This is a genomic window from Rhodococcus sp. AC861 (genome assembly GCF_979256035.1).
Genome location: NZ_CEEDMW010000004.1, coordinates 461,902 through 483,509 on the forward strand (window position 1 = coordinate 461,902; position 21,608 = coordinate 483,509).

Consider the following 21,608-nt stretch of genomic DNA (forward strand, 5'->3'; position numbering starts at 1 on the left):
GCGCCGAGCCTAGTCGAACACCTTGCCGGGATTGAGGATGCCCCGCGGGTCGAGAGCTGCCTTCACTGCACGGTGCATGGTCAGCACCACCGGATCGAGCTCCTGCACCAGTCCGTGCATCTTCAGCAGTCCGACACCGTGTTCTCCGGTCACGGTACCGCCGAGTTCCAGTGCGGCGTCGATGATCTCGGCGAACGCCGCCTGTGCTCGCGCGCGCGCCGCATCGTCGTCCCGCGGAGTGATCAGCAGAGGATGCAGATTGCCGTCGCCGGCGTGGGCGATGTTGGCGATGACGACGTCGTGGGCGATGCCGATCTTCTCGATGCGCGAGAGCATCTCCGGCACGTGCCGCTTGGGGACGCACACGTCCTCGGTCAGCACCGGCCCCAGGCGTTCCATCGCGGGATACGCCAAACGCCGGGCCGCGAACAACGCGTCGGCTTCCTCCTGGTCGGTGGACAGTGCCGACCACGTGGCGCCGCCCTCGTCGAAGCACGCCAGCATCGTCTCCGCTTCCTGGTCGCCGACCTGTCCGGGAGTGTCGACCCGGCCGAGCAGCACCACCTCGGCGTCGACGGCGAGACCCATGTTCTTCCAGGCGTCCACCGCGAGCAGGCACTGCTTGTCGACCAGTTCCAGAGCCGACGGCGTCAGGCCCGCGGCGGCGACGGCGGCGACGGCTCGCCCGGCATCGACGATCGAGTCGAAGTATCCGGCGACGGTGCGTTGCGGATCCTGGAGCGGACGGAGTTTGACGGTGATCTCGGTGACGATGCCCAGCGTCCCCTCGGAGCCGACCATCAGACCTGCGAGGTCGTACCCCGCGACCCCCTTCGCGGTCTTGCGACCCAGTCGCACCAGATCGCCTGTCCCGGTGACGATCTGCAGCCCCATGACGTAATCGCGGGTGACCCCGTACTTCACGCAGCAGAGTCCGCCGGCATTGGTGGCGACGTTCCCACCGATCGTCGACCACGGTGAGCTGGCGGGATCGGGCGGGTACCACAACCCGACCTCGGCGGCGGCCGCGCGCAGGTGATCGTTCACGACGCCCGGTTCGACGACGGCATAGCGCTCGAGCGGGTCGATCTCGAGGATCGTGGTCATCCGATCGAGGGCGAGAACGATGCATCCCTCGCTCGCGTTCGCTCCGCCGGACAACCCGGTACCTGCGCCGCGAGTCACCACCGCTGTACCGGTCGCGAGACAGGCGCGCACGGTCGCCTGGACCTCCTCGGCGGTGGTGGGCCGTACGACGGCAAGCGGAGCGGTGGAATACGCCCACTCCGCCTCGTCGTGCTGGTACGACGCCATGACGTCGGGGTCCAGGACGATCCGATCGGCGGGGAGTTCGGCGAGCAGTGCATCGACGATCATCAGTCGAGGGTAGCTGTGAGCGGCATCTCGCCCGCTGGCGCCGACCCCCTCTTCGGAGGGTAGTGGGAGTGGTTCAGGTCACATACGGTTCCTCGCAAGTCCGACCATTCGGACGTTCCTCACCTCGGATGGAGAACCATGACCACAGTTTCGCCCGACGACGCGACCGCGCGCGTCGCAGCACCACCCACCACCCCGCGGACGAGCGTGCGCAAGGTGGCGGTTGCCAGCGGTATCGGCACCACGATCGAGTTCTACGACTTCTTCATCTACGGAACCGCTGCCGCCCTGGTGTTCCCGACGGTGTTCTTCCCCGCGCTCGGGGCGACGGCGGGGACCGTGGCCTCGTTCGCGACCTTCGCCGTCGCGTTCATCGCACGTCCGGCAGGTGCCGTGCTGTTCGGACACTTCGGTGACCGCATCGGGCGCAAGAAGACCCTCATCTCGACACTGCTGCTGATGGGTGTGTCGACGTTCGTCATCGGTCTGCTGCCCGGCGCCGACACCATCGGTGTCGCGGCCCCGATCATCCTGGTCGTCCTGCGGTTCGGCCAAGGCTTCGCTGTCGGCGGCGAATGGGCGGGGGCGACGCTGCTGACGGCCGAGTACGCGCCGGCGAAGCGGCGCGGCTTCTACGGAATGTTCCCGCAGTTGGGACCGTCGGCGGCATTCATCCTGTCCAGCGCGACGTTCCTGGTCACCGGCGCCGTCTTCGGCGACACCAACGAGACGTTCCTGAACTACGGGTGGCGCATCCCGTTCCTGTTCAGCGCCGTGCTGGTGCTGATCGGCCTCTATATGCGGCTCGCGATCGAGGAGACGCCGATCTTCCGAGCGGACCAGGCGGCGGCTGCGCAGAAGGTGCCTGGCAAGCTGCCGGTCCTCGAGGCGTGGCACGTGCAGAAGCGGGAAGTGCTGCTCGCGGCGGGCGCACTCGCCTCGCTGTTCTCGCTGTTCTACATGGGCACTGCGTATCTCACGAGTTACGGCACCAAGACCCTCGGATTCGACCGGCCGTTCGTACTCTGGACCGGCATCGTCGGCGCCGTCATCTTCGGCATCACCATCGCGCTGTCCGCGACGTTCTCGGATCGGGTCGGCCGGCGGCGCGTCATCATGGTCTCCTGCGCGGTGGCCGTCCCGTGGTCACTGGTGCTGTTCCCGTTGCTGGACACCGGGTCCAGCACGGCCTACGTCGTCGCCATGTGCGTCACGTTGTCCATCTTCGGCATCGCGTACGGCCCCACCGGAGCGATGCTGCCGGAGCTGTTCCAGACCCGATTCCGATACACGGGCGCCGGTCTCGGCTACAACCTCGCGGGAGTCCTCGGTGGCGCGATCCCGCCGCTGCTCGCCGCCCCGCTGACCGCCGAGTTCGGCAGCATCGCCGTGGGCGTCATGCTCGCCCTGCTGTCGGTGCTGAGCCTGTTCTGTACCCGGGCGCTGGTGGAGACCCGGAACGTGAACATGGCCTGACGGCCCGAGACACGAGAAATCCGGTGCGGAAATGCTCGCTCAGCGAACATTTCCGCACCGGATTCGTGTGCGTGACGGGACTAGCGGGTGCCGCCCTTGGCGTATTCCGCGATCGCGTCGATGTTGGTCGAATCGATGAACGCGGGTCCGGTCAGAACCGGGGTGCCTCCACCGATGGTGTTGCCGTTGTTGAGGTACAGCCAGAGCGAGTCGACTGCCAGGTAGCCCTGCAGGTACGGCTGCTGATCCACGGCCCACGCCACGTCGCCACCCTGGATGGCCTCCACGAGTGCGGCATTGGTGTCGAACGTGACGACGGTTGCCTCGGAGCCGGCGTTCGCCTTCGACTGCACCGCGGTCAGCGCGATGGGGGCGCCCAGAGCGACGATGTGGTCGATCGACGGATCCTGCTGCAGTTTGGCCGTGATGGTGGCCTCGACGGACGGCATGTCCTTGCTGTTGACGTTCAGGATCTCGGTGGAACCACCGGTGAATCCCTGTGTCACACCGGCACAGCGGGATTCGAGGGCGACCTGACCCTGCTCCTGGATGATGCAGAGCGTCTTCTTCGCACCCTCGGTGGTCAGGCGCTCACCGACTGCCTGGCCGGCGATGGTCTCGTCCTGGCCGAAGTACTGCTGGACGCCCTGATCCTTCCAGGCGTCGTACCCGGAGTTGAACGCGACGACGGGGATGCCCGCTGCGGTCGCGGCCTCGACGGCCGGCGCCATGGCGTCCGGCTTGGCCAGCGTGACCGCGATGCCGTCGACCTTGGAGTCGATGGCGCTCTGGACCAGGTTGGCCTGGTTGGGTGCCTCGGGGTCGGAGGAGTAACGCAGCTCGATGTTGTCCTTCGCGGCTGCCGCCTCGGCACCCTTGCGGATGAGGTCCCAGAACGTGTCTCCGGGAACCTCGTGCGTGATCATCGCGATGGTCGCCTTGGGAGTGTCGGCCGTGCCGGCGTTGCCGCCGCCGTCACCGGAGGACTCCGGAGCCCCGCCGGAACTCGAGCAGCCCGCTGCCAGGGTGACGCTCAATGCGACGCCGAGAGCCACAGCGGTGCCCCGACGGGTGAGATGACGTGTCATTCGGTCTCTTTCTCGAACGCCGACTAGTCGGTGTGCTGGATACGAGGTCGTGATCATGAGGTCGCGACCCGGAGATATGTGTAATCCACATCACAAGCATTGTCAATAGTTTGTCCAGACAATACGTCCGCAGCGGTGCGGGTGCGTCAGGTGCGCGCCTCGGCCTGCACTGCGGCGAGAACGGCAGTGCGGTCGAGCTTTCCACGCGGAGTGCGGGGGAGCGAGCTCACCGTGACCACGGCGGCGGGGAGCGCGGGGGCCTCCAGGCGGCGCCGGAGATGGCGTCGCAACGCAGCGGGATCGACCGGGTCGTCGACGACGATTGCCGCCACCGGCACGTGCCCCATCCGCACGTGCGGAGCTCCGACACACGCGGCGTCGACGATGCCGGGAAACTCCCGCAGCGCTCGCTCCACGTCGATCGGTTCGACCTTCAGGCCGCCGCGCACGATGGTGTCGCTGCTGCGACCGGTGAGGAACAACCACCCGTCGTGCACCTCGCCCCGATCGCCGACACCCATCCATCCGTCGACCGGACCACCCGTCGGTACCGCGTCGTCCGGCGAGGTCAGATAGCCGTCGAAGTTCATGTCGCTGTGTACCTCGACCAGACCGTCGACCACCCGCGCCTGCACCCCGGACACCAGTCGCCCGGCGGAGCCCGGCGGAACCGGTTCGGCGGAGGACGACACGGCGACGAGGCTCAGTTCCGACGCCCCGTAGAAGTGCACGAGGGTGGCCCCGGGTAGGCGTTCCGACAGGGCGCGTCTCCCGGATTCGGGCCAGAAGGCACCGGAGGACAACACTTCTCGGATACTTCCCGGGGTGAGGTCGACGCGTCGAGCGATGTCGTGCGCGATGGTGGGAACGGTGTAGACGTGCGTCGGATCGGCGCCGCTCGCGGCCCACGAGTCGACCGGTCGCAGGTCCACCGAGGCACCTCGCGTCAGAGCATGCACCAGTCCGTACAGGAAATGGGTGTGGTCCAGGACGCCCGGCGCGGCGACGCGGGAGTGCTCGTCGACGGTGAATTCCTCGTCCGAGCGATCGAGAGTTCGAGTCCAGGATCGGCGGGACCGCACGAACAGCTTGGGCTTCCCCGACGTTCCGGAGGTCAGCCCCGCCAACAGTTCGGCGGACTCGTCGGGATCGCCGACAGGCGTCGCCGGCGTTGCCGTGAGATCCGTCGGCGACTCGAGGGGCCCGTCGTAGCCGAGTCGCCGAAGACGCTCCCTGCCGCGTGTCGACGCGACGACAGCCCCCGGTCGGCTGATGTCGAGCACGGATGCGAGATGGTCGGGTAGGAGATGGCGATGCAGCAGGACCAGCGAGGAACCCGCGCGTATCGCGCCGATCAGAGTGACCACCGAGCCGAGATCGGACGCAGGAAGCACTGCGACACGAGGCATTCCGGCGACGCGCGCGGCGACGCGACCCGAGTGATCCCACAGCTCCCGATAGGTCAGCGACCCGTCCGCCGCGGTCACCGCGCGGGAGTCCGGGGTGCCCCGCGCCCACCGTTCGATCCGCGCCGCTATCACGACTCGTCCTGATCTGTCGCCGGATCATCGACGCCTCGCGCGACGAGGCTGTCTCCCAGCGCGTCAGCGGTACGGAGTGCACGGACGACGACGGGTGTCGCCAGCGCGGTCATCGACCATTGCAGCCCGCGGGCTTTGCGTGCGTCCGACACCTCGTGAACGATTCCCGTCAGGACCGGAACGAGCCGGATGGTCAGTGCCAGAAGCAGACCGACCCGGTCGGGATCCACACCGAATCTCCGGAAAGGCTGCAGGAGGCGGTCGCAGACGTCCAGCATCTCGGTGACGCGGGTGGTCAGAGTGACCAGGCTCGCGGCCGCGACGGTGACCACCAGGACGCCGCACACCACCACTGCTCGGGCCGGGGTGGTGAAGACGACCTGGAACACCGCGATGAGAGCGACCATCCAGAACAGTGGGCGGATCTGTGCGAGAGCGACACGGGGACCGATGCCTCCCACCGCGAACGCTCCGCACACCAGGGCGGCGGCCACGGCGACATCGACGGGTCTGCGCACCAGGGCGATCACGGCGACGACCGCAACCATCAGCAGCAGAAGCTTGGTGCCGGCCGGAAGTCGGTGCAGCAGTGATCGACCCGGTTGATAGAGGCCGATCATTCGAGCAACGCCTCGTAGGCGGGCAAGGCGTCCGCGGGACGTCCGTCGTAGGCCACGCGCGCGTCGTGGATGACGATGACGCGGTCGAAGTTCGTCAACAGATCGAGATGGTGCGTGACGACGACGACCTGCTGATCGAGGGTGTCGAAGACGCGTCCCACCTTGCGGGCGTTGCGCAGGTCGAGGAGCGTGGTCGGCTCGTCCGCCACGAGGACCTCGGGTCGGCGGATCAGCACCGCACCGATCGCCAGCATCTGCTTCTGGCCACCGGAGAGCAGGTGGGCGGGGTGGTCGGCGTGGCCGGCCAGGCCGAACTTGTCGAGCATCTCCGACACACGGTTGCGCACGTCGTCCTTGCCGGCGCCGGTCCGTCGCAACGAGAACGCGAGATCCTCGGCGACGGTGGGCATGACGATCTGGTTGTCGGGGTCGGTGAAGACGAAGCCGACCTTGCGCCGGACCTGTCCACCCTTGCGGGCGACGTTCAGACCGTCGACCGTGACGGTGCCCTCGTTCGGGGAGACGAGGCCGTTGATCATGCGCGCCAGAGTGGACTTCCCCGACCCGTTCGAGCCGACGATGCCGATGCGCGACTCGGTCAGTTCGAGGTCGATGTCCTGCAGCACGCTTCGCCGACCGTAGCCGTGCGAGACGTGCTCGAAGCGGATGACGCTCACCGGTCGACCCGCTCGACGAGCATCGCGATTCCCTGACCGCCTCCGATAGCGCATGCGGCGAGGCCCAGCGCGGGCGAGGTTGTCGATGCCATCTGTGTAGCCAACCGGACGAGCAGAAGGGCACCGGAGGCGCCCCACGGGTGGCCCAGAGCGATGGCGCCGCCGCCCGGACAGACGATGTCCGGATCGAAGCCGAGGCGATCGACGACTGCGAGCGCGACGGTCGCGAACGCCTCGGTGATCTCGACGATGCCGACGTCCGTCGGTGCGACCCCGCAGCGCGACAACACGGCCTCGATCGCGGGGATCGGCGCAAGTCCCGGTAGCGCCGGGTCGGTTCCGGCGACCGACCATCCGAGGATGCGGAGCGCCGGCCCGTCGGCGCGGTCGGCAGTGGTGACGGCGACGACCGCCGCTCCGTCCGAGATGCCGCACGAGTTCCCGGCCGTCGCGGTGCCGTCGGCGGAGAAGGCCGGCCGCAACCGTCCGAGCCGCGCCGCGTTGAGGCCGGAACGAACGCGTTCGTCCGCGGTGACCCCGGCGACGGGCACGATCTCGCCCGAGAAGTCGGTGATCGATGCCAGCTTGTGCGACCGCTCGGCGTACAGGTCCTGGCGGACTCTGTCGATACCGAGGTGACGCGCCAGGTCGTCCGCCGCGACGCCCATGTCGGGGTCCGGTGTTCCTGCTGGGGTGAACGGCGCGCGGGTGTAGCGAACCGGGTCCTGTCCGCCGGTCGGGGGGAAGTAGCGCCACGGCGCGGTGCTCGCGGACTCGACGCCCCCCGCGAGCAGCAGGGTGTCGTCGCCCGCCCGGATACGTGACGACGCCAGGGCGACCGCGTCGAGTCCCGATCCGCACTGGCGATCGACGGTCACGCCGGGTACGCCGTGACCGAGTCCCGCCTGCAGTGCGCTGACGCGGGCGATGTCGCCGCCGGGGCCGAGGCAGTTGCCGAGGACGACGTCGTCGACCGGTCCGAGGTGGGCGATCCGCCGGGCGACGTCGGCCAGCACGGGCGCGGCCAGGTCGGCGGCCGTGCAGGTGGCGAAGGCGTGGCCGGCGGTTCCCACCGCGGTGCGTCGGGCGACGACGATGACGGGCTGCGCGACCATCACACGGTGGACGTCCGAGCCGCCACTCGGCGACGCGGTGCGATCAGACCCGGGTATGCCCGGTGGACGCCCTTCGCGACGATGGTGGCCACGACGACCTTGAGTGCATCTCCGGGAACGTAGGCGCCGGTGGAGGCGATGGCCGCGCCGATTCCGAGGTCGGTGCGCACGAGTAGTCCGAGGATGCCGAACACGTAGATCACGGCGATCCCGCCCACGGCGTTGACCAGCAGACCGGCCCACAGCGGGTACGCGGGCACGATGAGGCGGGTGAGCGCGCCGATCACGAAGGCGCCCACGACCCAGCCGACGAGGTATCCGACGCTGGGCGCCGCGAAGACTCCGAGACCGCCGCGACCGCCCGCGAGAAGCGGCAGGCCGATGGCCACGAGCGCGAGCAGGACGAGCACCGCGGCAGCGCCTTTACGTGCTCCGAGAACGGCGCCGGCCGCGATGACGCCGAGAGTCTGCAGGGTAATGGGCACGCCGCTGATCCCGACGGTGATCGATCCGGGAAGCCCGAGGGCGGCGATGAGCGCGGCGAAGACGGCGACCTGCGCGAGGTCTCGAGCCGAGAAACGTGTGGTGGACACCGTGCGAACTCCTGAGGCCGGGGACGAGACTTGAACGGTGTTCAAGTGCGATGGTCAAGCTAGCCTCGCGCCTGCTTCTCGTGCAAGTCCCGCCCGGTCAGGACAGTGACGACACGAGTGCGTCGAGTGTGGCGGCACTGCTGTATCTCGGGTGCCATCCCAGTTCGCGCTTGGCCTTGGAGGTGTCCATGACCACCGAGGTCCGGCCGACATGCACCCACTCGACCATCGACGGCACGACGGGCAGCGTCCGGATGACCGCCGACGCTGCCGATCCGAGAATTGACGGCACCCGGATCGGCTGCGCGCCGAGGGCGGAGGCGACCTCGGACAGCGACACGACGCCGTCCCCGGCGATGTTGAACGCCCCCGGTGCGGCGTCCGTCGTGACGGCGGCCGCGATCGCCGCGGCGACGTCGTCGTGGTGCACGAGCTGCAGCGGGTGTCCTGGATCGGGGAACAGCGGTCGGATCAGAGGCACCGAGCCGAGGGCAGCGGCCACCGGCTGGGGAAGCTTGGAGGCGAACGACCTCCACGGCATCGAGTCGGCCAGCGCCGGCGCCTTCGGGCCCGCGACGATGCAGGGCCGCAGGACGAAGACGTCGAGGTCCGAGCCCGACGTGACCTCCGTCAGCACCGACTCGAGTTCTGCCTTCTGCTCGGAGTAGTAGTGCTCCTTCGAGCCCCTGGTCGGTGTGTCCTCGGTGATCGGCACCCGGTTGTCCGAGTGATACCCGTACGCGGCGACGGACGACGTGTAGACCAACCGGTTCGGCTTCGCTGCCGCGACGGTCGCCTCGAACACGTTCCGGGTACCGGCGAGGTTGATGCGCGAACTCTCGGCCCGCGAGCCCATGATCAGGAATGCCAGGTGGACCACGACGTCGGCGTCGGCGACGAACGCCTCCACCGCATCACGGTCGAGGATGTCGCCCTGCCGATACTCCGTCTTCGTCCACCCGTGTGCCGAGGTGTCGAAGGGCCGCCGCGCCATACCCAGGATGCGGTCGACCGCCGGATCCTTCTCGAGTGCATCGACTGTAGACATCCCGATCTCGCCTGTCGGTCCGGTCACCGCCACTGTGATTCCCATGTGCCGAGGATGCCCGCAGAGGCGGTGATCCATGCACGGAACGGATTCCGCGGTCGATCCTCACGGGTGACAGACTGCAGCGATGCAGGATCTCGCGGACGTTCTGGACTCACTCGGCAGGGCGCCCGACGTGGAGGCGCCCAACCTCACCGCCGTCGACGCTTCCGACAGACTCGTCCTGTCCGAGGCCGCCGACGCGCTGTCGGCCGCGACGCCGGGCGCGGTCGTCGTGATAGGCGACCGGTACGGAGCGCTGACGCTGGGCGCGGCAGCGGCCCACGGCCTGACCGGCATCCGCGTGCACCAGGACCCTCTGACATCCGAACTGGCGTTGGCCCGCAATGCCGATGCGCTGGGAATGGCTGCCGTCTACACGAACCACGCACTCGACCGACGACTGCTGGACGGCGCCTCCGTGGTCTTGATGCAGCTTCCTCGCGCGCTGGCCGAGCTCACCGAGATCGCGGAGGCGATCGCGCGGTGGGCGGATCCGTCGGTGCGGGTCTTCTCCGCGGGCCGACTCAAGCACATGAGCCGCTCGATGAACGACGTCCTGGCGGCGAGCTTCGGCACCGTCACCGCGACACGCGCGTCGCAGAAGTCCCGCGGCCTCGTCGCCTCCGACCCGACGCCCGCCGAGTCGTTCACCTATCCGGTGCGAACCACCGTTGCCGATCTCGACATGACCGTGGTTGCACACGGGGCCGTGTTCTCCGGGGATCGCCTGGACATCGGCACTCGGTTCCTGTGTTCTTTCCTCGACCGGACCGCACCCGACGCTCGCCGTATCGTCGATCTCGGTTGCGGCACAGGAATTCTCGCCGTTCTCGCCGCTCGGCTGCGTCCCGACGCGGAGATCGTCGCCACGGACAGGTCGGCCGCAGCGGTGGCGTCCGCTCTCGCGACCGCAGAGGCATCGGGAGTCTCCCTGACCGTCCGGCGTGACGACGCGATGGCGTCGGAACCCGCCGCGAGCGCCGACGTCGTGCTGTGCAATCCGCCGTTCCACGAGAACGCCGCCGTGCACACCGGAGGTGCGGAGAAGTTGTTCGCTGCCGCACGCAGGGTTCTGCGTCCCGGCGGAGAACTGTGGACCGTGCACAACTCCCACCTGCGCTTCACCCCCATGCTCGGGCGCATGGTGGGACCGACCGAGGTCATGGGACGGAATGCAAAATTCACCGTCACCCGGTCGATCCGGTGAGGGTGAATTCAGCTGTTCGGTTGCTCGGAGCTCACTCGTAGAACGAGGCGGTGTCCTCCGGTGAGCCGTCGACCTGTCCGCGATGGGTCGCCGAATTCTCGACGACGACGCCCTCGACGACGTCCGCGTCCTTCATGGCGGACGAGTCGCCGCTGTCCTCGATCTCGGGGATGTAGTCGTCCTCGTCGTCACTGTCGATGACGCGGTCGACCAGTTCCTCCGTGAGGTCGTCGTCGGGAGTGGCCGCGACGGGCACGTCGAGTTCTTCCTCGAGAGGAACGTCGGGCTCCTCCTCGGCGAGCTTCTGATCGAGGCTCTCGCCGTCGTGCTCCTCGCGTTCGGTGGTCCCGAACTTGTCCGCTCCGCTCCAGGAGTCGGGCGGGGTGACGACGTCGTCGCCGTCGCTCGTCCCGCCGATCTCCTCGGAGTCGAGGCTTTCACTCTGGTCGAGTGTGTCTCCGGGTCCGTCTTCGATGCTCATGCTGTCCATGGTGCCCGTAACGCTGCGGCCACAAACGTGTGGCAGCGGTCGCGGGCCGCAACCCGGTGGTGTGTACTCCAGGTGTTCGTCCGCGCACGACCTCCGTCTCGTCCGGTCCCGATCACGGCCGGTAGAGTCCGTTTTGTCCGATGGGAACTTTTCCGTCGTCGCCGAACGTTGTTCTGTTCACAGGCTCCACCACACGAAAGGGATGAGACACGGTGCGCACTTCCAGCAACCCGGTGTTCCGCAATCTGCCCAAGCAGTCGGGGGGCGGATACGCGTCGTTCGGTTCGGCCGCCGCCGGCGCCGGTGCGGTCACCCAGCAGTACGGATCTCCGCAGGGCCAGCCGCAGCCGTACCAGACCGGTCCGCAGCAGCGTGCGATGACAATCGACGACGTCGTCACCAAGACGGCCACGACTCTCGGTGTCCTCACCGTCGCCGCGATCGTCAGCTACGTCCTCGCGAGCAACAACCCGGACCTGGCTCCGATGTTCGTCATCGGCGGTGGACTCATCGGCTTCGTCCTCGTCATGGTGGCCACCTTCGGCCGCAAGATGGACAGCGCGCCGCTGGTCCTCGCGTACGCGGCCTTCGAGGGCGTGTTCCTCGGAGCCCTGTCGCTCATGTTCACGTCCATCGAATTCGGTGGTGTCGGCGGTAGCGCCCTCATCGCGCAGGCCGTGCTCGGTACGTTCGGTGTCTTCTTCGGCATGCTGGTCGTCTACAAGACGGGCGCCATCCGCGTCACCCCGCGATTGACCCGCATGGTCGTCGGCGCCCTCATCGGCGTCGTGGTGCTGATGCTCGGCAACCTGGTCGCCAGCTTCTTCACCCCCGGCGGACTGGGCCTGCGTGACGGCGGAACCGTCGCCATCATCTTCAGCCTCGTCTGCATCGGCATCGCCGCGTTCAGCTTCCTGCTCGACTTCGACGCCGCCGATCAGCTCATCCGGGCTCAGGCTCCGGAGAAGGCAGCCTGGGGCGTGGCCCTCGGACTGACCATCACCCTGGTCTGGCTGTACGTCGAGATCCTGCGACTGCTGAGCTACTTCAACAACGACTAGTTTCACCGGTCGTCATCACTGCCGACAGCCCCCGTCCTCCGAAAGAGGACGGGGGCTGTCCGCTGTTCCGGGCGAGGTGCCGGTGAGACACCGGACGCCGCGATAGCGTGAGCCGTGGCAATCGAGAAGCAGGAACGTGCGCGCCGGGAGGGGCGTGCGGACGACATCCTGGCTGCCTTCACCCGACGCGTTGCTCGCTACGGCTACGACGGAACGAATTTCAGCGACATCGCCGCCGAGCTGTCGATCTCCAAGGGCACGATCGTTCACCATTTCGGTACCAAGGAGCGGCTGCTCGGCGCCCTCCACGAGCAGTACATGGTGCGGCGGAACGCAGAGATGACACGTCTGGTGGGGTGGTCGCCGCGACCGGATCATCAACTCGCGGCGGTGCTGTTCGCGCTGATGCTCTACCAGGAGCACGACAGGGACGCGACGGTGGCGTTCCAGCGTGAGGTGATGCGACTCCCCGCTCTGGGTGAGCGGGGACTTCGTCTGCGAGCCGACCATCTCGAGTCGGTGCGGGAGGTCCTGCGCTCCGGGGTGGCCCAGGGACTGTTCCGTGACGTCGACATCGATCTGCAGTCGCTACTGCTGTTCGGTTCCGCGCACTGGGCGTACACGTGGTTCGAGCCGACGGGTCGCTTCAGCGCGACGCAGATGGGCTCGGCCCTCGTGCAGTCCGTGCTGGGTGGTCTGCTGGTCGACCGCGGGAATCTGGACGCCCTCGCGGCACCGGACGGCGCCGCGGCGGCAGCAGCCGGAATCGCCCTCTCCTGAGCCTTGTGGCGCTCGTCACAACCTGGTTGACTGACCGTGCGTACGGTCAATGGGTGCCCGACGCCGTGTCGAAGGGACGCCGAGCATGGACGACGATCTGCCGCGGTGGCACACGATGGCCGCGATCAGGGCCCGCGCGAGGCGCGATCCCGACAGCGTCGCGCTGACCTACGAGGGTGTGACCCACAGGTGGTCGGACCTCGACGAGCGGGTCCGACGGAACGCCGCCGCCCAGATCGACGCAGGTCTGCGGCCGGGAGATCGGATCGCCGTTCTCGACAAGAATCATCTCGCGTGTCTCGAGACGACCCTCGGGAGTTCACTGGCCGGCACGGCGAACGCTGTCGTCAACTTCCGGCTCGCGGCGTCCGAACTCGTGCACGTCCTCAACGACAGCGAGGCCCGAATCGTCCTCGTAGGCCACGAGTTCCGGGACCTGATCGACTCGATCGCGGGGGAGTTGATCCACACCCCGGCAACCATCGTGATCGGCGGTGTCAGCGACGAGTACGAGCAGTGGCTGACCTCGTCGGAGCCGCTGTCCACCGTCCTCGGCAGCAGTGCGGACGACGGGTTCCTACAGCTCTATACCTCGGGAACGACGGGCCGACCCAAGGGCGCTGTGCTGACTCATCGCTCCGTCGGAGCGCACAGCGTGGGGGCGATCGCCGGGTTCGGATTCGACGAACAGAGCGTGAACTTGGTGGCGATGCCGCTGTTCCACGTCGGCGGCACGTGTTGGGCACTGGCCGGTTTGGCGGCCGGGAGCCGAACCGTGCTGGTGCGTGCCATCGATCCTCCAGTCGTGCTGGACACGATGGCCGCCGAGCACGTCACCCACGCCTTCTTCGTGCCCGCGGCGATCGCGATGCTGGCGGCCGTACCCGGAGCCGCCGACCGCGACCTCACGGCGATGCGCTGCCTCGGCTACGGCGGGTCGCCCATGCCGTCGGCACTGCTCGCCACAGCGATGGCGACCTTCGGCGTCGACTTCTTCCAGGTGTACGGCATGACCGAGGCGTCGGGAGTCTTCTGCATCCTCGACGGGGACGACCATCGAGACGTGGCCAGACCCGATCGGCTCCACTCGGTGGGGCGTCCTGTGCTCGGAACCGAGGTGCGCGTTGTCGATCCGGTGACCGGTGAGCCGCTCCCCGCGGGGTCGATCGGTGAGTTCCAGGTACGCGGCGCGCAGGTGATGGCCGGCTACTGGCGGCGCGAGGCCGACACCGCGGCAGCTCTGGACGGGGAGTGGTTCCGGACGGGCGATGCCGGAACCGTCGACGACGGTGGCTATTTCACGATCCGCGATCGTGTGAAGGACATCGTCATCTCCGGAGGAGAGAACATCTACCCGGCCGAGGTGGAACGCGTCGTGGCCGACTTCCCCGGGGTCGCGGAGGTCGCCGTCATCGGCGTACCCGACGAGCGTTGGGGCGAAAGCGTTCTGGCGGTGGTCGTTCCGTCCCGTGACGTTGCACTCGATCTGGACGGCCTGGCCGCACACTGCACGGAGCACCTTGCCGCGTACAAGAGGCCGCGCCGCGTCGAGGTGCTGGATGCGTTGCCGCGCAACGCGACCGGGAAGATTCTCAAGCGCGATCTGCGCGCACCCTTCTGGGTGGGCCGGGAACGAGCCTTCTGACGCACGGGAAAGGGCGCTCCCCGGGGAACACCCGGGAAGCGCCCTCTCCGAGGCACTCGCGACTCAGCTGAGGCGCTCGAGCACCATGGCCATGCCCTGTCCGCCGCCGACGCACATGGTCTCGAGACCGAACTGCTTGTCGTGGGCGCGCAGGTTGTTGAGCAGGGTGGCGGTGATGCGGGCACCGGTCATGCCGAAGGGGTGCCCGAGGGCGATGGCGCCGCCGGAGACGTTCAGCTTGTCCTCGGGGATGTTCAACTCGCGGGCGGAGCCGATGACCTGGACGGCGAAGGCCTCGTTGATCTCGACGAGGTCGATGTCGCCGATGGTCTTCCCGGCGAGCGCGAGTGCCTTCTTCGATGCCTCGATGGGGCCGAGGCCCATGATCTCGGGCGAGAGGCCCGAGACGCCGGTGGACACGACGCGGGCGAGCGGGGTCAGACCGAGCTCCTTGGCCTTGGTGTCGGACATGATCACCAGGGCCGCGGCGCCGTCGTTCAGCGGGCAGGCGTTGCCGGCGGTGATGGTGCCGTCGGGGCGGAAGACCGGCTTGAGCTGCGAGATCTTCTCGTAGGTGGTGCCGGCGCGGGGGCCGTCGTCGGTGCTGACGACGGTGCCGTCGGGCAGGGTGACAGGGGTGATCTCGTTCTCGAAGTGGCCCTTGGCGATGGCTTCCTCGGCGCGGTTCTGGCTGCGGACGCCCCAGTGGTCCTGCTCCTCGCGGCTGATGCCGGTGAGCTGGGCCACGTTCTCCGCGGTCTGGCCCATCGCGATGTAGGCGTCGGGGAGGTTGCCCTCTTCGCGGGGGTCGACCCAGGTCTGACCGCCCTGGGCGATCTTCTCGGTGCGGGCCTGCGCGTCGGCGTAGATGGGGTTCTGGGTGTCCGGGTAGGAGTCGGAGTTGCCCTTGACGAAGCGGGAGACGGTCTCGACGCCGGCGGAAATGAACACGTCGCCTTCGCCGGCCTTGATGGCGTGCAGCGCCATGCGGGTGGTCTGCAGCGACGAGGAACAGTAGCGGGTGATGGTGGTGCCGGGCAGGAAGTCGTAGCCGAGCTGGATGGCGACGTTTCGGCCGATGTTGAAGCCCTGTTCGCCGCCGGGCAGTCCGCAGCCCATGAGGAGGTCGTCGATCATGGTGGGGTCGAGGGCGGGCACCTTGTCCAGGGCGGCCTTGACCATCTGCGCGGCGAGGTCGTCGGGGCGCATGCTGACGAGCGAGCCCTTCATGGCGCGTCCGATGGGCGAACGGGCGACGGAAACGATCACTGCCTCTGGCATGGAATGACTCCTCGAATAGTGGGGCGAAGATGTGACTGGAGAGTAACCCCGGGCCCGGGGACCTCCGACCTACGGGACTAGGACGTACGCGATCTCAGGCGCGAGACATGCCTGTTCGCCGACGCCGTGAGCCGCGCGACCAGCCTGCGCTGCTCGGCTACGTCCGAGACGGTGGGCAGCGTCGGTAGCGGCCCGCCCGACCACTCGCCCAGTGCCGCGGCGAGGACCGGAAGGATCTGCCGGGCCGCCAGCTCGTACCCGGCGGCCGACGGGTGGAAGCGGTCCGCGGAGAACATGCGCTCCGGTGCCGCGAGGAATTCCGGGGCGAGCAGGTCGGCGAGTGCGACGGGATGTCCGCCCGCGGCGAGCGTCGCCGACGTCTGAGCCTTGGCCAGGCGGTGTCCCCAGGTCCGGACGACGGCGCGCAGGGGTTGAGGTATCGCGGTGACCACCCCGAGGTCGGGACACGTACCGACCACGACGACGGTGCCCTCCGCGCGCAGTCGCCGCACCGCGGTGCCCAATCGTTGCGCGGACGCGGCGACGGCGTGCTTCTTGGTCACGTCGTTCGCGCCGATGAAGATGACGGCAGCATCCGGACGTGTGCGGCCGGCGACGAGCATCGCGTCGACCTGACCTTCGAGGCCCTTCGACGTCGCACCGGGAATGGCCTTGGTGCTCAACCGGATCCGCTTGCCGGTCTCGTCGGCGAGTCCTCGAGCGACGAGCACGCCCGGCACCTCGTCCGCGACGACGCACCCCATCCCCGCGGCCGTGGAGTCGCCGAAGATCATCAGGTGGAGGTCGAACTCGACGCCCGGACGCCATCGCAGAGGAGTTCGTGCGCCGGGCGCGTAGACGCCGTCGGCCTCGGGTGGCCGATCGGTACTGCGGCCGATGACCGTGCGGGCGGCGGCAGCTTGGGACAGCAGATGCTTGTACGCCGCCCAGGACAGCGTTCCCGCCCCGGACCCCGCCACGACCGTGGCAGCGCCCGCGACGGCTGCCTGACGCCATCCGCCGTGGCCACCGCCGGTCTGCTGCAACTCCCGCCCGTTCACCTGTCCGATTCTAGGTGCGTGAGACAGGGTGCGGTCGAACTGATGGGGGTGCCGAGGCGATCGTCTGGGAGGATGGGAGCATGCGCATTGCAAACAGCGTCGTCGACCTGATCGGCAACACCCCGCTGGTGAAGCTGAACACCGTCGTGGCCCCCGGATCTGCCCTGCTCGCCGCCAAGGTGGAGTACTTCAATCCCGGTGGAAGCTCCAAGGACCGCATCGCCGTCAAGATGATCGACGCCGCGGAAGCATCCGGTGAGTTGAAGCCCGGCGGCACGATCGTCGAGCCCACGTCGGGCAACACGGGCGTCGGTCTCGCTCTCGTCGCACAGCAGCGCGGGTACAAGTGTGTCTTCGTCTGCCCCGACAAGGTGGGCGAGGACAAGCGCAACGTGCTCCGCGCGTACGGCGCCCAGGTCGTCGTGTGCCCCACCGCGGTCGCACCGGAAGATCCGGACAGCTACTACAGCGTCTCCGACCGCCTCGTGCGCGAGATCGACGGGGCGTGGAAGCCCAACCAGTACGCCAACCCGGGCGGCCCGCAGAGCCACTACGAGACCACGGGCCCCGAGATCTGGAACGACACCGACGGCAAGATCACGCACTTCGTCGCCGGCGTCGGCACCGGCGGCACCATCACCGGCACCGGCCGCTATCTCAAGGAGATGTCGGGCGGAAAGGTCAAGATCATCGGCGCCGACCCCGAGGGTTCGGTGTACTCCGGCGGAACCGGGCGTCCGTACCTCGTCGAGGGCGTCGGTGAGGACTTCTGGCCGAGCGCGTACGACCCGTCCATCCCGGACGAGATCATCGCGGTGTCCGACGCCGACTCGTTCGAGATGACGCGCCGCCTCGCCCGCGAGGAGGGCCTCCTCGTCGGCGGATCCTGCGGCATGGCAATGGTGGCCGCACTCGAAGTCGCCGAGCGCGAAGGACCCGACGCCCTGGTCGTCGTTCTGCTTCCCGACGGTGGTCGCGGCTACCTCGGCAAGATCTTCAACGACAAGTGGATGAGCTCGTACGGCTTCCTGCGCACCCGCCTCGACGGAGCGACCGCCGAGCCCACCGTCGGCGACGTGCTGCGCGGCAAGTCCGGCGCCCTGCCCGACCTGGTGCACACGCATCCGTCCGAGACGCTGCGCGACGCCATCGAGATCCTGCGGGAGTACGGCGTCTCGCAGATGCCGGTCGTCGGCGCGGAGCCTCCGGTCATGGCGGGCGAGGTCGCCGGCAGCGTCAGCGAGCGCGATCTGCTCAGCGCGGTCTTCGAGGGCCGCGCCAACCTGTCCGACGCAGTGAAGACGCACATGAGTGCGCCGTTCCCGCTCATCGGCGCAGGCGAGCCGGTCTCGGCGGCGACGAAGTCGCTCGGGGACACGGACGCGGTGATGGTCGTCGACGACGGTAAGCCGGTCGGTGTCATCACCCGCCACGATCTCCTCGGGTTCGTCACCACCGCTTCCTGACACACGGAACTACTGACCCAGCCCGACCGGCCTCCGGCCTGCCCGCTCGTTAGGCTGGTGTGCATGAGTGAGCAGCGCAGCAAGTCCGACACGACGTCCTGGCAGGGGTTCTCCACTCGCGCGGTGCACGCCGGGTACGAGCCCGATCCGCTCACGGGTGCGGTCAACGTTCCGATCTACGCGAGTTCGACCTTCGCGCAGGACGGCGTCGGCGGCATGCGCAGCGGCTTCGAGTACGCGCGCACCGGCAACCCGACGCGTCGTCCCCTCGAGGCCAACCTGGCGGCACTCGAGCAGGGCCACTACGGACGCGCGTTCTCCTCGGGCATGGCGGCGACCGACTGCCTGCTGCGCTCCGCGCTGCGCCCGGGTGACCACCTGGTCATCCCGAACGACGCGTACGGCGGCACGTTCAGGCTGATCGACAAGGTGTTCACACAGTGGGGCATCGAGTACTCGGTCGCCGCGGTGTCGGACGTCGACGCCGTGCGCGATGCGATGCGCCCGAACACGAAGCTGGTGTGGGTCGAGACCCCGACCAACCCGCTTCTCAATGTCGGTGACATCGAGGCACTGTCGGCCGTCGCGCACGAGGGCGGCGCCAAGATCGTCGTCGACAACACGTTCGCGTCGCCCTACCTGCAGCAGCCGCTGACTCTCGGTGCCGACGTCGTCCTGCACTCGACCACGAAGTACATCGGCGGACACTCGGACGTCGTCGGTGGCGCGCTGGTGTGCAACGACGAGGAGCTCGACGCGGCGTTCGCGTTCCTGCAGAACGGTGCGGGTGGTGTGCCGGGACCGTTCGACGCGTTCCTCACCTTGCGCGGCATCAAGACCCTCGCCCTGCGGATGGAGCGTCACAGCGACAACGCGGAGAAGATCGTCGAGCTGCTGACGGGCCACGCGGCCGTCTCGTCGGTCATCTACCCCGGGTCCGAGAGCCACCCGTCGCATGCCGTCGCGGCCAAGCAGATGCGGCGCTTCGGCGGCATGGTGTCGGTGCGGTTGAAGGGCGGCCGTCAGGCTGCGCTCGACCTGTGCGCGCGGACCGAGATCTTCACTCTCGCCGAGTCGTTGGGCGGAGTCGAGTCGTTGATCGAGCATCCCGGCGCCATGACTCACGCGTCCACCGCCGGATCGCTTCTCGAGGTGCCGGACGACCTGGTGCGTCTGTCGGTCGGTATCGAGGATGCCGCAGACCTGGTCGGCGACATCGAACAGGCGCTCGCCTAGGAGCATTCGGGTTTAGGGTTCCAGCCATGGATCTCCTCACCGCCGACCGGCTGGACCGCGCCACCGCGCTGCTGGCCCCCGTCATGCGCCGCACACCCCTCGTGGCGTCCCGTGTCCTGTCCGACCGCACCGGCCGCCAGGTGTGGCTCAAGTGCGAGAACCTCCAGCGCACAGGATCGTTCAAGCCCCGCGGTGCGTACAACCGCATCGCGGGGTTGACGGACGAGGAACGTGCGCGCGGTGTCGTCGCGGCCAGTGCGGGCAATCATGCGCAGGGTGTGGCATGGGCCGCGTCCGAGCTGGGTGCCACGTCGACGGTGTTCATGCCCACCGGTGCGCCGCTGCCGAAGTTGGTGGCCACCAAGGCGTACGGGGCCACCATCCATCAGGTGGGCAGCACCATCGACGAGGCGTTGATCGCCGCGATGGCATACGCCGAGGAGACGGGCGCTATCCTGATCCACCCCTTCGATCACATCGACGTGGTGGCGGGGCAGGCGACGGTGGGAGTCGAGATCCTCGACCAGATGCCGGACGTGGGCACCATCGTGGTGCCGACCGGCGGAGGCGGGTTGGTCGCCGGCGTCGCAGCCGCGGTGGCGTTGAGCGGCAAGGATATTCGCATCGTGGGCGTGCAGGCCGAACAGGCCGCCGCGTGGCCGGGTTCGCTGGAGGCGGGCATGCCGATATCCGCCGAACGGATGACGACCATGGCCGACGGCATCGCGGTGGGGCGTCCCGGTGCAGTGCCGTTCGCTCATGTGACCGAGATGGTGGACAGCGTCATCACCGTCAGCGAAGATGCGCTGTCACGGGCACTGCTGCTGTGCATGGAGCGCGCGAAACTCATCGTCGAAGCTGCGGGCGCCGCTGCCGTCGCCGCCTTGATGGACTACCCGGAGAAATTCGCCGGCGACGGACCCGTCGTGGCCGTGCTGTCGGGTGGCAACATCGACCCGCTACTGCTCACGCACGTCGTCGCGCACGGACTCCGCGCGGCGGGACGGTACCTGACCGTGCGCATCGTCATCCCCGACCGTCCGGGTGGTCTGGTGGGCGTGCTCGGCGTCGCCCGGGATTCCGCGGCAAGCGTCGTCGACGTGGTCCACGCGCGGACGGCCGGACGCCTGGCGATGGACGAGGTCGAGATTCTCATGACTCTCGAGACCCGTGGCCCGGATCATCGCGCGGCCGTGCTGTCCGCGCTGGCCGCAGCAGGTTACGAGGCCGAGATCCAGGAGTGACGCGGGCTGCGGCCGTCGTCGCGTCGGGCGCCGGACACGGTGATCACGACGTCGCACCCGAAGCGCCTCGCGATCGACGCTTCGACGCGCCGCGCGGCGGCTTCCGGGGCGGTGCCGTCGAGGTCGAGAGTGCCCCACTGCGGGAGTCGCACGGACGTCCCGTCGAAGTCGATGTCCTGGTAGGAGCCTGATCCGGCGCCCAGCGGATCGACGGCGCCGCCGGAGCTCTCGGCCGCGGCGAGGGCGCGGCGCAGGTGCTCGGCCATCGCCGGCGAGACCCGCATCGTGCGTCCGAACGAACGGTTGAGCTTCTGCAGTTCGGACTGCAGCCGCGTCGCGGAGAAGACGTCGAAGGCCGAGTCGAGTTCACGCCGGGCGAGTGCGGTGGCCTCGACGATGCGTGCCGCGTCGGTGATCACGATGCGGATGTGCCGACCGTCGACGTCGAAACCGGCGAACGCTTTCGAGGCAAGACTCATGCCGGGAACATCGCACACGGGCGACACCTGTTACACAACGCAGTTCGGCCCCGCACCGGGTGCGGGGCCGATCTGTGACAT

Annotated in this window: 20 protein-coding genes; 8 read left to right on the plus strand and 12 right to left on the minus strand. The window is 68.4% G+C overall.

The window, feature by feature from the left end:
• Positions 1–9: 9 nt before the first annotated feature.
• Positions 10–1,377, minus strand: a complete 1,368-nt coding sequence (locus AC0IX4_RS15680) for an FAD-binding oxidoreductase (protein ID WP_471829787.1) — start codon at positions 1,375–1,377, stop codon at positions 10–12.
• Positions 1,378–1,515: 138 nt separating this feature from the next.
• Here AC0IX4_RS15680 and AC0IX4_RS15685 point away from each other — a divergent pair, with 138 nt between their 5' ends.
• Positions 1,516–2,853 carry an MFS transporter gene (locus tag AC0IX4_RS15685; protein ID WP_471829789.1) on the plus strand — a complete coding sequence of 446 codons (1,338 nt, stop codon included), beginning with the start codon at positions 1,516–1,518 and terminating at the stop codon, positions 2,851–2,853.
• An 80-nt stretch (positions 2,854–2,933) separates the two neighbouring features.
• Here the strand turns inward: AC0IX4_RS15685 and AC0IX4_RS15690 are convergent, their stop codons facing one another.
• The 7 genes from AC0IX4_RS15690 to AC0IX4_RS15720 all read right to left on the minus strand — a co-directional run bounded on the left by AC0IX4_RS15690 (position 2,934) and on the right by AC0IX4_RS15720 (position 9,580).
• Positions 2,934–3,941 (minus strand): substrate-binding domain-containing protein, encoded by a 1,008-nt coding sequence (locus AC0IX4_RS15690; protein WP_471829791.1) that lies wholly within the window; start codon positions 3,939–3,941, stop codon positions 2,934–2,936.
• Between the two features lie 146 nt (positions 3,942–4,087).
• A complete protein-coding gene (locus AC0IX4_RS15695) occupies positions 4,088–5,482 on the minus strand; it encodes a class I adenylate-forming enzyme family protein (RefSeq protein ID WP_471829793.1) in 1,395 nt (464 codons plus the stop codon).
• Complete coding sequence (locus tag AC0IX4_RS15700; protein WP_471829795.1) at positions 5,479–6,102, minus strand: energy-coupling factor transporter transmembrane component T family protein; 624 nt, start codon at positions 6,100–6,102, stop codon at positions 5,479–5,481. Before AC0IX4_RS15700 ends, AC0IX4_RS15695 begins: the two co-directional genes overlap by 4 nt.
• Positions 6,099–6,779, minus strand: coding sequence for an energy-coupling factor ABC transporter ATP-binding protein (locus tag AC0IX4_RS15705; protein WP_471829797.1), 681 nt, complete (start codon positions 6,777–6,779; stop codon positions 6,099–6,101). Before AC0IX4_RS15705 ends, AC0IX4_RS15700 begins: the two co-directional genes overlap by 4 nt.
• Complete coding sequence (locus AC0IX4_RS15710) at positions 6,776–7,894, minus strand: thiolase family protein (RefSeq protein ID WP_471829939.1); 1,119 nt, start codon at positions 7,892–7,894, stop codon at positions 6,776–6,778. The genes AC0IX4_RS15705 and AC0IX4_RS15710 overlap by 4 nt, the downstream gene beginning before the upstream one ends.
• On the minus strand, positions 7,894–8,487 hold the full coding sequence (locus tag AC0IX4_RS15715) for a biotin transporter BioY (RefSeq protein ID WP_042573625.1): 594 nt from the start codon (positions 8,485–8,487) through the stop codon (positions 7,894–7,896). The genes AC0IX4_RS15710 and AC0IX4_RS15715 overlap by 1 nt, the downstream gene beginning before the upstream one ends.
• 97 nt (positions 8,488–8,584) lie before the next feature.
• On the minus strand, positions 8,585–9,580 hold the full coding sequence (locus AC0IX4_RS15720; RefSeq protein WP_471829799.1) for an NAD-dependent epimerase/dehydratase family protein: 996 nt from the start codon (positions 9,578–9,580) through the stop codon (positions 8,585–8,587).
• 82 nt (positions 9,581–9,662) lie between these two features.
• Between AC0IX4_RS15720 and AC0IX4_RS15725 the strand changes: the two genes are divergently transcribed.
• Positions 9,663–10,784: a class I SAM-dependent methyltransferase gene (locus tag AC0IX4_RS15725; protein ID WP_471829801.1), complete on the plus strand. Its 1,122-nt coding sequence runs from the start codon at positions 9,663–9,665 to the stop codon at positions 10,782–10,784.
• 31 nt (positions 10,785–10,815) lie between these two features.
• On the opposite strand, the gene AC0IX4_RS15730 is transcribed toward AC0IX4_RS15725, so the two are convergent.
• Positions 10,816–11,265: a hypothetical protein gene (locus AC0IX4_RS15730; protein WP_471829802.1), complete on the minus strand. Its 450-nt coding sequence runs from the start codon at positions 11,263–11,265 to the stop codon at positions 10,816–10,818.
• A gap of 221 nt (positions 11,266–11,486) precedes the next feature.
• Between AC0IX4_RS15730 and AC0IX4_RS15735 the strand changes: the two genes are divergently transcribed.
• The 3 genes from AC0IX4_RS15735 to AC0IX4_RS15745 all read left to right on the plus strand — a co-directional run bounded on the left by AC0IX4_RS15735 (position 11,487) and on the right by AC0IX4_RS15745 (position 14,760).
• On the plus strand, positions 11,487–12,335 hold the full coding sequence (locus AC0IX4_RS15735; protein WP_042573622.1) for a Bax inhibitor-1/YccA family protein: 849 nt from the start codon (positions 11,487–11,489) through the stop codon (positions 12,333–12,335).
• Between the two features lie 114 nt (positions 12,336–12,449).
• A complete protein-coding gene (locus AC0IX4_RS15740; RefSeq protein ID WP_471829804.1) occupies positions 12,450–13,115 on the plus strand; it encodes a TetR/AcrR family transcriptional regulator in 666 nt (221 codons plus the stop codon).
• 85 nt (positions 13,116–13,200) lie between these two features.
• Positions 13,201–14,760 (plus strand): long-chain-fatty-acid--CoA ligase, encoded by a 1,560-nt coding sequence (locus AC0IX4_RS15745; protein ID WP_471829805.1) that lies wholly within the window; start codon positions 13,201–13,203, stop codon positions 14,758–14,760.
• Between the two features lie 63 nt (positions 14,761–14,823).
• Here AC0IX4_RS15745 and AC0IX4_RS15750 read toward each other — a convergent pair whose 3' ends face one another.
• Together AC0IX4_RS15750 and AC0IX4_RS15755 are read right to left on the minus strand one after the other, a co-directional pair.
• Complete coding sequence (locus AC0IX4_RS15750) at positions 14,824–16,041, minus strand: acetyl-CoA C-acetyltransferase (RefSeq protein WP_056069721.1); 1,218 nt, start codon at positions 16,039–16,041, stop codon at positions 14,824–14,826.
• 77 nt (positions 16,042–16,118) lie between these two features.
• The gene (locus AC0IX4_RS15755) at positions 16,119–17,087 is read right to left on the minus strand and encodes an SGNH/GDSL hydrolase family protein (protein ID WP_056072519.1); all 969 of its coding nucleotides are present in this window, start codon (positions 17,085–17,087) and stop codon (positions 16,119–16,121) included.
• 95 nt (positions 17,088–17,182) lie between these two features.
• Here AC0IX4_RS15755 and AC0IX4_RS15760 point away from each other — a divergent pair, with 95 nt between their 5' ends.
• The 3 genes from AC0IX4_RS15760 to ilvA all read left to right on the plus strand — a co-directional run bounded on the left by AC0IX4_RS15760 (position 17,183) and on the right by ilvA (position 21,048).
• A complete protein-coding gene (locus AC0IX4_RS15760; RefSeq protein WP_042573618.1) occupies positions 17,183–18,568 on the plus strand; it encodes a cystathionine beta-synthase in 1,386 nt (461 codons plus the stop codon).
• Between the two features lie 63 nt (positions 18,569–18,631).
• Positions 18,632–19,804: a cystathionine gamma-synthase gene (locus tag AC0IX4_RS15765; protein ID WP_042573617.1), complete on the plus strand. Its 1,173-nt coding sequence runs from the start codon at positions 18,632–18,634 to the stop codon at positions 19,802–19,804.
• A gap of 26 nt (positions 19,805–19,830) precedes the next feature.
• Positions 19,831–21,048, plus strand: a complete 1,218-nt coding sequence (gene ilvA / locus AC0IX4_RS15770) for a threonine ammonia-lyase (protein ID WP_042573616.1) — start codon at positions 19,831–19,833, stop codon at positions 21,046–21,048.
• On the opposite strand, the gene AC0IX4_RS15775 is transcribed toward ilvA, so the two are convergent.
• On the minus strand, positions 21,024–21,527 hold the full coding sequence (locus tag AC0IX4_RS15775) for an FAD:protein FMN transferase (RefSeq protein ID WP_156148810.1): 504 nt from the start codon (positions 21,525–21,527) through the stop codon (positions 21,024–21,026). The two genes, ilvA and AC0IX4_RS15775, sit on opposite strands and share 25 nt — an antisense overlap.
• Between the last annotated feature and the right edge of the window lie 81 nt (positions 21,528–21,608).

Bases quoted from the DNA above. Each gene is read 5' to 3' on its own strand.
- AC0IX4_RS15680 (WP_471829787.1), bottom strand. From the start codon at position 1,377: ATGATCGTCGATGCACTGCTCGCCGAACTCCCCGCCGATCGGATCGTC.
- AC0IX4_RS15685 (WP_471829789.1), top strand. From the start codon at position 1,516: ATGACCACAGTTTCGCCCGACGACGCGACCGCGCGCGTCGCAGCACCA.
- AC0IX4_RS15690 (WP_471829791.1), bottom strand. From the start codon at position 3,941: ATGACACGTCATCTCACCCGTCGGGGCACCGCTGTGGCTCTCGGCGTC.
- AC0IX4_RS15700 (WP_471829795.1), bottom strand. From the start codon at position 6,102: ATGATCGGCCTCTATCAACCGGGTCGATCACTGCTGCACCGACTTCCG.
- AC0IX4_RS15710 (WP_471829939.1), bottom strand. From the start codon at position 7,894: ATGGTCGCGCAGCCCGTCATCGTCGTCGCCCGACGCACCGCGGTGGGA.
- AC0IX4_RS15720 (WP_471829799.1), bottom strand. From the start codon at position 9,580: ATGGGAATCACAGTGGCGGTGACCGGACCGACAGGCGAGATCGGGATG.
- AC0IX4_RS15725 (WP_471829801.1), top strand. From the start codon at position 9,663: ATGCAGGATCTCGCGGACGTTCTGGACTCACTCGGCAGGGCGCCCGAC.
- AC0IX4_RS15730 (WP_471829802.1), bottom strand. From the start codon at position 11,265: ATGAGCATCGAAGACGGACCCGGAGACACACTCGACCAGAGTGAAAGC.
- AC0IX4_RS15745 (WP_471829805.1), top strand. From the start codon at position 13,201: ATGGACGACGATCTGCCGCGGTGGCACACGATGGCCGCGATCAGGGCC.
- AC0IX4_RS15750 (WP_056069721.1), bottom strand. From the start codon at position 16,041: ATGCCAGAGGCAGTGATCGTTTCCGTCGCCCGTTCGCCCATCGGACGC.
- AC0IX4_RS15760 (WP_042573618.1), top strand. From the start codon at position 17,183: ATGCGCATTGCAAACAGCGTCGTCGACCTGATCGGCAACACCCCGCTG.
- AC0IX4_RS15765 (WP_042573617.1), top strand. From the start codon at position 18,632: ATGAGTGAGCAGCGCAGCAAGTCCGACACGACGTCCTGGCAGGGGTTC.
- ilvA (WP_042573616.1), top strand. From the start codon at position 19,831: ATGGATCTCCTCACCGCCGACCGGCTGGACCGCGCCACCGCGCTGCTG.
- AC0IX4_RS15775 (WP_156148810.1), bottom strand. From the start codon at position 21,527: ATGAGTCTTGCCTCGAAAGCGTTCGCCGGTTTCGACGTCGACGGTCGG.